Here is a 12,409-nt window from a genome sequence, read left to right on the forward strand (position 1 = left end):
TTGGGAAAAAAGTGATGCTAACAGTATAATGAGGGTAACTTAATGTGTATGAATGAATGGGAGTGAATAGTGTGTCAGAAGAAAAAATTTATGATGTCATTATTATTGGTGCAGGACCAGCTGGTATGACAGCTGCGGTATATACATCTCGTGCGAATTTAAGCACATTGATGCTTGAGCGTGGTATTCCAGGTGGACAAATGGCAAATACAGAAGATGTAGAGAACTATCCAGGTTATGAGTCTATTTTAGGACCAGACTTATCAAATAAAATGTTTGAGCATGCGAAGAAATTTGGTGCTGAATATGCATACGGTGATGTGAAAGCAATCATCGATGGAAAAGAATACAAAACAATTATTGCTGGCAAAAAAGAATATAAAACACGTGCAATTATCGTTGCAAGCGGTGCAGAGTATAAAAAGATTGGTGTGCCAGGTGAAGTAGAACTTGGTGGACGTGGTGTATCATATTGTGCAGTATGTGATGGTGCATTCTTTAAAGGTAAAGAACTTGTTGTTATTGGCGGCGGAGATTCTGCTGTTGAAGAGGGTGTGTTCTTAACACGCTTCGCATCAAAAGTAACGATCGTTCATCGTCGTGACACTCTTCGTGCACAGAAAATTTTACAAGATCGTGCTTTCCAAAATGAGAAAGTAGATTTCATTTGGAATCATACGATTAAAGAAATTAACGATGCAAATGGTAAAGTAGGAAGCGTAACACTTGTAGATGTAAACAGTGGAGAAGAACAAGAAGTTAAAACTGACGGCGTTTTCGTATACATCGGTATGCTACCATTATCAAAGCCGTTTGTTGAGTTAGGTATTACAAATGAAAATGGTTATGTTGAAACGAACGAGCGTATGGAAACGAAAGTTTCTGGTATTTTCGCAGCTGGTGATGTTCGTGAAAAAATGCTTCGTCAAATTGTAACTGCAACAGGCGATGGTAGTATTGCAGCGCAGAGTGCACAGCACTACGTAGAAGAGTTATTAGAAGGATTAAAAACTGTAACAGAAAAATAAGGGGATTTTTCCTTTTGAGAAGAAAACTACCGATAGGTGGTTTTCTTTTTTTTGTTCAAATGTCAAACTTTTGTCAAAAATAATTAAGAATTTAATGTTTCTTATTGTTATACTAGAATTTACGGAAAAAATCACTATAAGAAATGAGGAATTTATTCAGTATGGAATGGCGTAATATATATCGTGGATTTTGTATGGGCGTTAGTGATTTAATTCCTGGTGTAAGCGGCGGAACAATCGCTGTTGTGTTAGGGATTTATGAACAATTACTTGCGGCAATTAGCGGATTCTTTAGTCGCGAATGGAAAAAACATTTAGCATTTTTAATCCCACTTGCAGCGGGTGTAGCGGCAGCTTTTCTAACGTTAAGTCACGTTATTAAATATTTATTAGCAAATCATTATGAACCGACTCAATTTTTCTTCCTCGGTTTAATTATTAGTATATTACCGATGTTAATGAGAGAAGCGGATGCAAAGGCAACGTTTAAAGGTGGTCATATTGTCTTATTAATAATTGCAGCAATTCTTGTTGCGATAACAGCATTCTTTAAACCAGATAAGGCAGCTGATCCAATTACGACGTTAACAATTTTAAATGCAATTGGTTTATTTTTCGCAGGATGGATGGCTAGTATGGCTATGCTTCTTCCTGGAATTAGCGGATCGTTTATTTTATTAATTATTGGTGTGTACCCGACAGCAATTAACGCTTTAACTACACTCAATTTACCGTTAATCGCGGTTATCGGTGCCGGTGTTATGGTCGGATTTGTTGTAAGTAGTAAAGGAATTAGCTTTTTATTAGATCGTTATAAAAGTATGACATTTGCGGCAATTATTGGACTTGTTATCGGTTCAATTGTCATTGTGTTCCCTGGCATTCCGACTGGTGGAATTTCAATTGTAAGTTCAATTATTACTTTTATTTTAGGATTTGCGGTCGTTACTTATTTCGGTAAGAAGTAAGGATTTTTCGTCCCCTTAACGGTAAAAACGTTAAGGGGATTTTTATGTGCTATTCATGGGAAGTAAGGCATTTTGATTGCGTGTTATAGAAATAATTTTTACAATTACTTAGCAAAAGGGGACTGGCACCTTCGTTGTAGCAAACTGTTTTTGATAGTATAATGAAATGAGTATGCAGTGAGAAATTTTGCTGCAAGTAGCTGAGGTGAAGAAACATGCAAAGAGTGACAAACTGTGTGTTAATTAGAGATAATGAAGTACTCTTACTCCAAAAACCTCGCCGGAATTGGTGGGTTGCACCAGGCGGAAAGATGGAGCGTGGTGAGACGGTAAGAGATTCCGTTGTTCGCGAGTATCGTGAAGAAACAGGTATTTATTTAAAGAACCCAGCATTAAAAGGGGTCTTCACCTTTGTCATCCAAGAAGGTGATAAGGTTGTTTCTGAATGGATGATGTTCTCCTTTCTAGCAACAGATTTTGCAGGAGAAAACAAATTAGAGAGCGAAGAAGGCATCATTGGTTGGCATACATTTGATAAAATTGATGATTTAGCAATGGCACCAGGAGATTATCACATTATTGATTATTTAATTAAAGGGAATGGTATAATCTACGGTACATTTGTATATACCCCAGATTTTGAGTTGCTTTCATATCGATTAGATCCGAGTTAAACCTGCAAGGAGAGGATACGATGACAGAGAATAATGATATAAAAATGGTAATTATTACAGGGATGTCTGGAGCTGGAAAAACGGTAGCGTTACAAAGTTTTGAAGATTTAGGATATTTTTGTGTAGATAATTTACCACCGATGTTATTGCCGAAGTTTATTGAACTTATGGCGGATTCAAAAGGTAAAATGAATAAAGTGGCACTCGGTATTGATTTACGTGGCCGAGAGTTTTTTGAGTATTTATGGGGAGCACTTGATGATTTATCAGAACGTACATGGATTATCCCTCATATTTTATTTTTAGATGCGAAAGATAGCACGCTTGTAACTCGTTATAAAGAAACGAGACGTTCGCATCCACTTGCGCCAACTGGCTTGCCGTTAAAGGGAATTGAAGCTGAGCGCGGTCTATTAACTGATATGAAGGCGCGAGCGAATATTGTGCTTGATACATCAGATTTGAAACCGAAAGAATTAAGAGAAAAAATTGTTCACATATTCTCAACAGAAACTGAGCAAGCGTTCCGTGTAAATGTTATGTCATTTGGATTTAAGTACGGAATTCCGATTGATGCTGATTTAGTATTTGATGTTCGTTTTTTACCAAATCCATACTACATTCCACATATGAAGCCATTAACAGGACTGGATGAAGAAGTTTCGTCGTATGTGCTGAAATTTAATGAGACACATAAGTTTTTAGAGAAATTGACGGATCTTATTACTTTCATGCTGCCTCATTATAAAAGAGAAGGTAAGAGTCAACTTGTAATTGCGATTGGATGTACAGGGGGGCAACATCGTTCTGTTACGCTTACAGAGTACCTTGGGAAACATTTGAAACCAGAGTATAGCGTTCATGTATCTCATCGTGATGTGGAGAAGAGAAAGGGCCATTAAGGGATGAAAAAAGAGAGAAAACCTAAAATTGTCATCATGGGAGGAGGAACTGGACTTTCTGTTTTATTAAGAGGATTAAAACAATATCCTGTTGATATTACGGCAGTTGTAACAGTGGCCGACGATGGAGGCAGTTCAGGTAGACTACGTGATGAGCTAGAAATTCCACCCCCAGGTGATATTCGTAACGTACTTGTTGCGTTATCGGATGTAGAACCATTAGTGGAAGCTTTATTCCAGCACCGTTTTACAACTGGAGACGGGCTGAAAGGTCATGCGTTAGGAAATTTATTATTGGCAGGTATGACTTCGATTACAGGAGACTTTTATCACGCGATTACGGAGACAAGTAAAGTATTAAATGTCAGAGGACGTGTATTGCCAGCAGCGAATCAAAGTGCGGTACTTCATGCAGAGTTAGAAGATGGGGAAATTGTAACAGGTGAATCAAAGATTCCTTATTTCGGGAAGAAGATTAATCGTGTCTTTTTAACTCCAGAAGATGTAGAACCGCTATATGAAACGTTGATGGAAATTAAACGGGCTGATTTACTTGTTTTCGGTCCAGGAAGTCTGTACACGAGTATATTACCGAATTTAGTTGTTAATAAAATTGGGGACGCTGTTCTTGCTGCAAAAGCGAAGAAGGTATATGTGTGTAATGTTATGACGCAAGCGGGTGAAACGATGGGGTATACTGCGTTCGATCATGTGCAGGCGTTACATGATCATTTAGGTAAACCATTTATCGACACTGCAATTGTAAATAATCGTGATATTCCTTGTGAGTTACGTAAGTTATATGAGGAAGAAATGTCGGGACCGGTTGTAGTGGATACAGATCGTTTTGCTGCAAATAATATCGAAATCATTCAAGATCAATTAGCGAAGTATGATGAGCGTGTTGTAAGACATGATACATTAAAGTTAGCTTCGATTTTATATTCACTGCTATAAATGTGCGTTGCCTCGTTTGAGGTAACGCTCCTCATTCATATAGGACAAGATTTTTGTTCCAAAATAATCGTATAAGGAGGTGTTGACTGTGTCATTTGCATCGGAAACCAAGAAAGAGTTGACCAACCTTGAAATGAAGGAATGCTGTGAGAAAGCTGAATTATCAGCGTTGCTTCGAATGAACGGGTCGCTTTCTTTTTCAAACCGTCGCTTATCTATTGATATTCAAACGGAAAATGCAGCAATCGCAAGAAGGATTTATACGCTTTTGAAAAAAGGATATGATGTGACGGTAGAATTACTTGTTCGTAAAAAAATGCGATTGAAGAAAAATAATGTATATATCGTGCGGCTTGTTGAGAAGTCTCGCGAAATATTAGCAGATCTTCGTATTGTTCGAGATGACTTTTCGTTAATTCGAAATATATCGTCGGAATTAATCGAGAAGAAATGTTGTAAACGATCGTATTTACGAGGTGCATTTTTAGCAGGTGGTTCAGTAAATAACCCAGAAACATCATCTTATCATTTAGAGATCTTTTCGTTATATAAGGAACATAATGATGCTATATGTGAACTGATGAACGGATTTGATTTAAATAGTAAGACGTTGGAAAGAAGAAAAGGGTACATTACGTATTTGAAAGAAGCTGAGAAAATTACAGAGTTTTTAAATATTATAGGTGCCCATAATGCACTTTTAAGATTTGAAGATATTCGAATTGTTCGCGATATGCGTAATTCAGTAAATCGTTTAGTTAACTGTGAAACAGCTAATTTAAATAAAACAATTGGTGCAGCGCTAAGGCAGATCGAGAATATCCGCTATATTGACGAGACGGTTGGGCTTGATATTTTGCCAGATAAATTAAGAGAAATTGCACAGTTACGAAGAGATTATCAAGATGTAACATTGAAAGAGTTAGGTGAGATGGTATCCGGGGGGAAAATTAGTAAATCGGGTATTAATCATCGTTTGCGTAAAATCGATGATATTGCAGAGAAATTACGCGCGGGGGAAACAGTAGCAAAAAAATAAGAGGTTAAAGGGGAAATGGAGCTGTGGTTCAAAAACTGGTTAAAGTTTCATTAAAAAACGGCTTACAAGCACGTCCGGCTGCGTTGTTTGTGCAAGAGGCAAATCGTTTTCATTCTGATATTTTCATCGAGAAAGATGGGAAGACAGTTAATGCAAAGAGCATAATGGGGATTATGAGCTTAGCAATCGGAACTGGTAGCATGATTACAATTACAACAGAAGGTTCAGATGCAGAGGAAGCTTTAGAAGCATTAGCTGCATATGTACAATAAAAAGCTATCGCGAATGTGCGATAGCTTTTTTTGTTTTGCTGTTTGTGGGTGAGGGGAGTTCGATTGGTGGGGGATGTAGACGAAAGTGCATAATAAAAAAGCGCCCTGTGTATAGGACGCTTCCGCTTTAAATCTATTAACGATTTGTAAAGATCTTATCGATTAAGCCGTATTCTAGAGCTCTTTCTGCTGTCATGAAGTTGTCGCGGTCTGTGTCGCGTTGTAGTACTTCAAGTGGTTGACCTGTGCGGTCAGCAAGAATTTGGTTTAATTTTTCACGTAAGAATAGGATACGTTTTGCAGCGATTTCGATTTCAGTCGCTTGACCTTGTGCTCCGCCAAGTGGTTGGTGAATCATAACTTCACTGTTTGGAAGTGCGTAACGTTTTCCTTTTTCACCTGCTGCAAGTAAGAATGCACCCATAGATGCAGCCATACCGATACAGATTGTTGATACTTGTGGTTTAATAAACTGCATTGTATCGTAAATTGCCATACCAGCTGTGATAGAACCACCAGGGCTGTTGATGTAAATGTGAATATCTTTTTCTGGATCTTGAGATTCCAAGAATAAAAGCTGGGAAACGATTGAGTTTGCTACGTTGTCATCAATTGCACTACCAAGCATAATGATGCGGTCTTTTAATAGTCGAGAGTAAATATCGTAAGCGCGTTCTCCACGATTTGTTTGTTCAATTACTGTAGGAATTAAATTCATCTGTTATTTCCTCCTTATAAAGCTTTCTTAGTCTTATAATACAATTATGGTCAATAAAGGTCAAACGAAACCACTTTAAATCAAAAAAATATGTAGTTGTACCATGATTTATTCGCTATGTTTTTGAAATTCCCTGCTTATGTATCTTCAACATCATAACCGAATTGTATAAATTTAAACGTGATTGAAGCTGTGGAAAAAAGAAAAGAACGCCTTTTTACTGAAGCGTTCTTTTGATATTTACTCTTTTAAAAGATAGGTTACTTTATTTAAAATCTTTTCGACCTGTTTCGCGTTTTTACTATACATTTCACTTGCTGATTTCGATTTTGTTTCTAAAGAAAATAGCTCAAGATCGGCATGGCATTTTTTCAAGGATGCCAATAGTAAAGGCTTGTTTTGAGGAGAAGGCATTTGGAGTTTATCATTATAGATGTCGATAGTAAGTTGTCCGTATGAATCAACTTGACCAAGAAAGACATTTTCAATGACAACGCCAAGCTTTTCTAATTCTGCATGTAACCAAGCACGGTTATGTCCACTAGAGGAAAGAGGTTCATCTAGTACATTTCCATCCATAATAACAGTTTGCGGTTCTTTTTCGTTTGGCACTTTTAAGCTGATATCTTTTGCTGTAAGTGGTTGACGATCTTTCTTCAATAATACATTTAATTCCCCGCTCGGTTCCAATACAGCAAATTCAACATCAGCTACGCTGAACGCATTTTTTCCTCTGAGAAGCTCAAGTAATTCATCACTTGTATACTTTTCTTTCTTTAAGTTATCTTCAAGTATTTTTCCATCTTTTATTAATACGGTAGATTTTCCTTCAAAAAAATCTCGAGCTGTTTTGTTCTTTAAAGAGAGGATTCCTGTGAAAAAAGGTACCACAGCGAAAATGAGTATCGCAAAGACGCCGTGGAAAAATTTTGAATCGAGCCCTGTAGATACTTGGGCAGCGATGTCACCGATTGTCATTCCGGCTATGTATTCAAAAAAGGAGAGCTGAGAGATTTGTCTTTTTCCTAACCATTTCGTAATAGCGAATAAAATAATTAATATGAATACAGAGCGAAGAATGACAAGTGTCCATTCCGGCAGGTGAGACATAGTCATTTCCTCCAGTCTACTTAAAACCCTTTATATTGAGGTTCTTCACGTTCTAATACTGAAACTCTATTCTGTAAATCGGTGATGATGCTGTCCATTTCTAACATACATTCATGAAATACACGTTTTGATTCCGCGTCCTGTGAATTTAGTGAAAGGGAGCTTAAACTTGCTTGAGCGCCCCTTACACTGGCAAGGCAGGTTTTAACGCTAGCGATAACTGTCATACGAACACCTTATCCTTTCGGTTTGAATAGCAATGCTCCAATGAAGCCGAAAATAATGGCAGCTGATACACCAGCACTCGTTACTTTAAACATGCCGGTAATAACGCCGACGATGCCATGTTTGGCTGCTTCCTCCATCGCGCCATGAACGAGGGCATTACCGAAACTTGTAATAGGTACAGTTGCGCCAGCGCCTGCAAAGTCGATTAATGGTTCATACAGATTGAATCCATCTAATATAGCTCCAGCAACAACGAGTGTTGCCATCGTATGAGCGGGGGTTAGTTTGCCGACATCAAACATAAGCTGTCCGATTACGCATATGAGTCCACCGATGACGAAAGCCCAGAAAAAAATCATTGCGTTGCACCTCCAAATTCAATCGAAACAGCGTGAGCGATACACGGAATCGTTTCTTCTTGTTGGAATGTAAGTGGAGATAGTAAAGCGCCTGTCGCAACGACAAGTATTTTTTTGAATTCTCCTCTTTTCATTCGGTTTAATAAATGTCCGTATACGACTGTTGCTGAACAGCCTGGACCACTTCCACCAGCTATGACAGGTTGACCTTCTCTATAAATGATGATTCCGCAATCTTGAAATTGCTCGCTCTTTACCTTTGTTCCATGTTTATGTAGTAGGTCGTAAGCAATTTCGCGACCGACATGTCCAAGATCACCTGTTACGATTAAGTCGTAATAAGAGGCGTCAATTTGTCGTTCGCGTAAATGGGCTTCAATCGTATCGACAGCAGCTGGAGCCATTGCGCCTCCCATATTAAATGGATCTGTTAGTCCCATATCAATAACTCGTCCAATGGTGGCCGATGTTACTTGTGGACCATATCCAGTGTCGCTTAAAATAGCTGCGCCTGCACCGGTCACTGTCCACTGAGCCGTAGGAGGTTTTTGGCCACCATATTCAGTTGGATAGCGGAATTGTTTTTCTACCGCAGCGTTATGACTTGATGCCCCAGTTAATAAATACTTTGCGCCTTTTGCATTTACGATACTTGCGCCGAGTGCTAAGCCTTCCATAGAGGTAGAACAGGCGCCGAATAAACCGAGATAAGGTGTTCCGAGTGTGCGGCATGCAAAGCTCGTTGGAGTTATTTGGTTAATTAAATCCCCTGCGAGTACGAATTGAATATCGTCTTTACGGAGCTTTGCCTTTTCGGTAGCGCGGCTACAAGCTTCTTCAAATAAAATTTTATGCGCCTTTTCGTAAGAATCTTGTCCGAGCCATAAATCTTCATGCAGGGTATCGAAGTCTTCAGGAATTTTTCCATTTGCCTCAAATGGGCCACCGACTACACCTGTTGAGATGATAACTGGTTTGTTTTCGAATACCCATGTTCGGTGTCCTTGTAACATTTACAGCCCTCCCCATTGAAAGAGAATCGTTTTAATAAGAGCGATGACAAAAGCTGAAAATACGCCAAATAAGATGACCGATCCTGCTAGTTTAAACATGTTACCCCCAACGCCGAGAACGAATCCTTCTGTCCGGTGTTCAATACATGCCGCAATAACAGAGTTACCAAATCCAGTAACGGGAACTGCGGTACCAGCACCAGCAAATTGCCCAAGGCGATCGTAGACGCCAAATCCCGTCAGTAGCATGGAGATAAAAATAAGAGTTGCAACGGTAGGGTTTCCGGCAGAGCGTTCAGTGAAATCAAAATAGGTAATATAAAAGGTGGAAATCAATTGGCCTATTAGACAAATTAATCCCCCGACGAAAAAAGCTTTTATACAATTTTTTAAAACGGGGCGCTTCGGCTCACGCTGTTGTTCGAATTTTTTATATTCTTGTTGCACAGGTGTTAAATTTTTATCTTTACTAGACATTTGAATCCTTCCTTCTCTTTTAGAAAGCTTAAATATTAGATCCCATTTCTGATTGAATGAGTTTCAATTGATCTTTAATGCCATCCTTGCTTATTTTCTTGTTCTTAATTTTGTTTTCAAGTTCTTCTATGAGCATAAAAATCTTTTTGTCCGTACTTACACGAATATCGAAAGTAGGGTTCTCATCACTTAGCTTCTTTTTTAATTTACTTCGTAAAGGTTTTAAACCAAATCTTTCGTGATGTTCAGGTTTGATGGATATGTAAAGATCTAAATTTGTATTAACTGCGGTAGCTTCTATAATTCCCTCCATAGCAAGAGCTTTTTTCTTAGCGTCTTGCGATATAGATTGATTAAAGGATTCTGTGCTCATTTTTGTTAATTTAGGGCCTTTTTTCTCATCTGTTCGCTTCGCTTCTTCTTTCTTTACTTTTTTATCTAACGGGCTATTATCACATCCGGTAAGTGAACCGAATAGGAGCATAAATAACGCGGCTATGATTCCGAGTTTTCGCATTATAATCATTCCATTTCTATTGCATTATGTAATTTGAGAAAAAGGATGATTGCATATCATCCTTTTTCTATTTCACAGCATGACTGATTCGTTATTGCTGTGTGTATTGTGGTTCTTCTTGCTGGACTTCTTCAACGCGCGGGTTTAAAGAATCGATAATTGTTTGTGTTTGTTGCGCAGCTGTTTGGAAAAGTTGCTTTGCTTGTTGGTTATCTGTATCAAGAGCGAATCCCTCTAAGCTAGCTTGTGCACTTTTTAATCCAGAAACAGTTTGCTTTAGTTTAGTAATTACAGTCATTGAATGAAGCCCCCTTTGGAATATCAATTCAAAGATTATAATTTGTGAGTTGGGGTGAATTTATGATTGGAAAATTTAGGGGAAAGATATGTTTTATATGCTCCTAGCTAAGGTGCGTAAAGGATTAAGGGGATATTTTTATTGATTTAGATGGATTTTATTGCTATTATTATGAGAAGAAAATGAAGTATTTTTATAATCATGCGCCCATAGCTCAGTCGGATAGAGCGGTGGTTTCCGGTACCACGTCTGCCGGGGGTTCGAATCCCTCTGGGCGCGTCAAAAAGTCCTAACTTACGTTTTGTAGGTTAGGACTTTTTTTATTTCCCTCTTGTTATATCTAGTGATAAGATTTACTATTAGTACTTGGTGATAATATTTCCCTTTATTATTTTCTTTCAATATTATTCAAATTTCGGTTGTAAGTTGTAAATCTCATTAATACATATAAATTAATAATATTTTGGAATGGGTGTCTGTGATAGCATTCTCCTTTTACCAAACTTATTGTACAATAGAAACAAGGGGGAGATTAGTTTGAAGGCAAGTCTTTTACAAGAACAAAGCTTACGTTTGGCAATGACACAAGAGTTAAGGCAAGCGATTACAATGCTCCAGTATAATGTACAAGAATTATCGGAGTTTTTGTATGAGCAATCGTTAGAGAATCCCCTTATTGAGTTAGGTGGTTTTGAGAGGGAGAAGAAAAAGAGCTCTAACACAAGTAAAAGTACCAGCAAACAAGTCGAGAATCAGATGGAAATCTACAGTGTGGATTCAACAACGATTCAGCAACATTTATTAAATCAAATACAATATTATAAAATAGAAGAAGAAGAGCGAAAAGTAGCTTCCTTCATCATTATGAACATGGATGGAAATGGGTATTTACAAGAAACGAATGAAGAGTTAGCAGATCTCCTTTCCGCACCGATTCATGTAGTCGACCGCTCTGTTGAGCTTGTCCAATCACTTGAGCCAGCAGGGGTAGGAGCACGTAATATTCAGGAATGTCTAACCTTACAATTGAAGCGCTTACAAAGACGGAATGGATTAGCGGAAGAGGTTATAGAGGATCACTTTGCTTATTTCGTGAAGAAAGATTGGCGAAAGCTCGTTCAAGTGCTGAAGTGTAGTAATGAGGAATTGCAGAGTGCGGTAAATTGTATAACGTCATTACAACCAAAGCCAGGTCTTGCATTTTCTTCTGATAAACCACTTTATATTGTGCCTGATATGGCGGTGAAAAAAGATGGTGATCGTCTCGTTTTACAAATGAATGAGAGAAATATGCCAAGAATTGAAATTCACTCTGAGTATAGTGCACTTCTAAATAATAGTGAAAGTGAAGTTGCTTCTTACGTATCGGAGAAATATCAGCATGTGCAATGGATTATGCGCAGTTTGAAACAGAGAAAACAAACGCTCTTACAAGTAATGGGTATCATAATGGAAAAACAGCGTGATTTCTTCTGGGAAGGTCCAGCATATTTAAAACCGCTTGCTTTAAAAGAAGTAGCAGAAGAATTAAGTGTGCATGAATCTACAATTAGTCGTGCAACGCGAAATAAATATGTGCAAACACCACACGGTTTATTTGAGATGAAATCGTTCTTTAGCAATGCCGTGTCGACCACTGAAGATGAAGCAGTTTCTACAAAGCGTGTAAAACAATTTATTCAAACACTTGTTGAAGCGGAGAATAAGAAAAAGCCACTTTCAGATCAAAAGATTTCAAAATTATTAGAAGAAGAGCATGAAATCGTTATTTCTCGAAGAACAGTTGCAAAATATAGAGAACAGATGCATATTCCAGCTTCGTCTCTAAGAAAAACAATTGGATAGGTGA

16 protein-coding genes and 1 tRNA gene are annotated in these 12,409 nt (G+C 38.1%); 9 read left to right on the top strand and 8 right to left on the bottom strand.

The genetic code is table 11. The features are described from left to right. Positions 1-71: 71 nt before the first annotated feature. The 7 genes from trxB to SJY24_RS04595 all read left to right on the top strand — a co-directional run bounded on the left by trxB (position 72) and on the right by SJY24_RS04595 (position 5,840). On the top strand, positions 72-1,028 hold the full coding sequence (gene trxB, locus SJY24_RS04565; protein WP_377863895.1) for a thioredoxin-disulfide reductase: 957 nt from the start codon (positions 72-74) through the stop codon (positions 1,026-1,028). Positions 1,029-1,189: 161 nt separating this feature from the next. Then, positions 1,190-1,996, top strand: coding sequence for a DUF368 domain-containing protein (locus tag SJY24_RS04570; RefSeq protein ID WP_071748028.1), 807 nt, complete (start codon positions 1,190-1,192; stop codon positions 1,994-1,996). A gap of 215 nt (positions 1,997-2,211) precedes the next feature. Then, positions 2,212-2,670, top strand: a complete 459-nt coding sequence (locus SJY24_RS04575; RefSeq protein ID WP_001190080.1) for an NUDIX hydrolase — start codon at positions 2,212-2,214, stop codon at positions 2,668-2,670. Positions 2,671-2,690: 20 nt separating this feature from the next. Continuing rightward, positions 2,691-3,572 carry an RNase adapter RapZ gene (gene rapZ / locus SJY24_RS04580; RefSeq protein WP_000138460.1) on the top strand — a complete coding sequence of 294 codons (882 nt, stop codon included), beginning with the start codon at positions 2,691-2,693 and terminating at the stop codon, positions 3,570-3,572. A 3-nt stretch (positions 3,573-3,575) separates the two neighbouring features. Then, positions 3,576-4,529, top strand: coding sequence for a gluconeogenesis factor YvcK family protein (locus SJY24_RS04585; protein ID WP_000712191.1), 954 nt, complete (start codon positions 3,576-3,578; stop codon positions 4,527-4,529). Between the two features lie 88 nt (positions 4,530-4,617). Then, positions 4,618-5,568, top strand: a complete 951-nt coding sequence (gene whiA / locus SJY24_RS04590) for a DNA-binding protein WhiA (protein WP_377863896.1) — start codon at positions 4,618-4,620, stop codon at positions 5,566-5,568. Positions 5,569-5,591: 23 nt separating this feature from the next. Beyond that, positions 5,592-5,840 carry an HPr family phosphocarrier protein gene (locus SJY24_RS04595; RefSeq protein ID WP_000250255.1) on the top strand — a complete coding sequence of 83 codons (249 nt, stop codon included), beginning with the start codon at positions 5,592-5,594 and terminating at the stop codon, positions 5,838-5,840. A gap of 136 nt (positions 5,841-5,976) precedes the next feature. On the opposite strand, the gene clpP is transcribed toward SJY24_RS04595, so the two are convergent. From clpP to SJY24_RS04635, 8 genes are all read right to left on the bottom strand, one after another. After that, positions 5,977-6,558 (bottom strand): ATP-dependent Clp endopeptidase proteolytic subunit ClpP, encoded by a 582-nt coding sequence (gene clpP, locus SJY24_RS04600; protein WP_001049163.1) that lies wholly within the window; start codon positions 6,556-6,558, stop codon positions 5,977-5,979. Positions 6,559-6,798: 240 nt separating this feature from the next. Continuing rightward, entirely contained in the window at positions 6,799-7,668 is an 870-nt protein-coding gene (locus SJY24_RS04605) for a DUF421 domain-containing protein (RefSeq protein ID WP_377863897.1), read from the bottom strand. 20 nt (positions 7,669-7,688) lie between these two features. Further along, a complete protein-coding gene (locus SJY24_RS04610; protein WP_002034728.1) occupies positions 7,689-7,895 on the bottom strand; it encodes a DUF1657 domain-containing protein in 207 nt (68 codons plus the stop codon). Positions 7,896-7,904: 9 nt separating this feature from the next. Further along, positions 7,905-8,255, bottom strand: a complete 351-nt coding sequence (spoVAE, locus tag SJY24_RS04615) for a stage V sporulation protein AE (protein WP_000575919.1) — start codon at positions 8,253-8,255, stop codon at positions 7,905-7,907. Continuing rightward, on the bottom strand, positions 8,252-9,268 hold the full coding sequence (gene spoVAD, locus SJY24_RS04620; protein WP_000938981.1) for a stage V sporulation protein AD: 1,017 nt from the start codon (positions 9,266-9,268) through the stop codon (positions 8,252-8,254). Before spoVAD ends, spoVAE begins: the two co-directional genes overlap by 4 nt. Beyond that, positions 9,269-9,745, bottom strand: coding sequence for a stage V sporulation protein AC (gene spoVAC, locus SJY24_RS04625; RefSeq protein ID WP_002034730.1), 477 nt, complete (start codon positions 9,743-9,745; stop codon positions 9,269-9,271). It lies immediately after the preceding gene. 28 nt (positions 9,746-9,773) lie between these two features. Further along, positions 9,774-10,262 (bottom strand): YhcN/YlaJ family sporulation lipoprotein, encoded by a 489-nt coding sequence (locus SJY24_RS04630; RefSeq protein ID WP_377863898.1) that lies wholly within the window; start codon positions 10,260-10,262, stop codon positions 9,774-9,776. A 91-nt stretch (positions 10,263-10,353) separates the two neighbouring features. Continuing rightward, positions 10,354-10,560: a DUF1657 domain-containing protein gene (locus tag SJY24_RS04635; RefSeq protein ID WP_000216167.1), complete on the bottom strand. Its 207-nt coding sequence runs from the start codon at positions 10,558-10,560 to the stop codon at positions 10,354-10,356. 203 nt (positions 10,561-10,763) lie between these two features. On the opposite strand from SJY24_RS04635, the gene SJY24_RS04640 reads away from it, so the two are divergent. Continuing rightward, a tRNA-Arg gene (locus SJY24_RS04640) sits at positions 10,764-10,839 on the top strand. Between the two features lie 258 nt (positions 10,840-11,097). Further along, complete coding sequence (rpoN, locus tag SJY24_RS04645; RefSeq protein WP_098500563.1) at positions 11,098-12,405, top strand: RNA polymerase factor sigma-54; 1,308 nt, start codon at positions 11,098-11,100, stop codon at positions 12,403-12,405. The last annotated feature ends 4 nt before the right edge of the window (positions 12,406-12,409 follow it).

Origin of the sequence: Bacillus sp. R86525, assembly GCF_042466195.1 — a bacterium.
Lineage (GTDB): Bacteria > Bacillota > Bacilli > Bacillales > Bacillaceae_G > Bacillus_A > Bacillus_A nitratireducens.

Excerpts from the sequence above, each read along its gene's own strand:
- SJY24_RS04570 (WP_071748028.1), top strand. The coding sequence starts at position 1,190 with ATGGAATGGCGTAATATATATCGTGGATTTTGTATGGGCGTTAGTGAT.
- SJY24_RS04575 (WP_001190080.1), top strand. The coding sequence starts at position 2,212 with ATGCAAAGAGTGACAAACTGTGTGTTAATTAGAGATAATGAAGTACTC.
- rapZ (WP_000138460.1), top strand. The coding sequence starts at position 2,691 with ATGACAGAGAATAATGATATAAAAATGGTAATTATTACAGGGATGTCT.
- SJY24_RS04585 (WP_000712191.1), top strand. The coding sequence starts at position 3,576 with ATGAAAAAAGAGAGAAAACCTAAAATTGTCATCATGGGAGGAGGAACT.
- clpP (WP_001049163.1), bottom strand. The coding sequence starts at position 6,558 with ATGAATTTAATTCCTACAGTAATTGAACAAACAAATCGTGGAGAACGC.
- SJY24_RS04605 (WP_377863897.1), bottom strand. The coding sequence starts at position 7,668 with ATGTCTCACCTGCCGGAATGGACACTTGTCATTCTTCGCTCTGTATTC.
- SJY24_RS04610 (WP_002034728.1), bottom strand. The coding sequence starts at position 7,895 with ATGACAGTTATCGCTAGCGTTAAAACCTGCCTTGCCAGTGTAAGGGGC.
- spoVAE (WP_000575919.1), bottom strand. The coding sequence starts at position 8,255 with ATGATTTTTTTCTGGGCTTTCGTCATCGGTGGACTCATATGCGTAATC.
- spoVAD (WP_000938981.1), bottom strand. The coding sequence starts at position 9,268 with ATGTTACAAGGACACCGAACATGGGTATTCGAAAACAAACCAGTTATC.
- spoVAC (WP_002034730.1), bottom strand. The coding sequence starts at position 9,745 with ATGTCTAGTAAAGATAAAAATTTAACACCTGTGCAACAAGAATATAAA.
- SJY24_RS04630 (WP_377863898.1), bottom strand. The coding sequence starts at position 10,262 with ATGCGAAAACTCGGAATCATAGCCGCGTTATTTATGCTCCTATTCGGT.
- SJY24_RS04635 (WP_000216167.1), bottom strand. The coding sequence starts at position 10,560 with ATGACTGTAATTACTAAACTAAAGCAAACTGTTTCTGGATTAAAAAGT.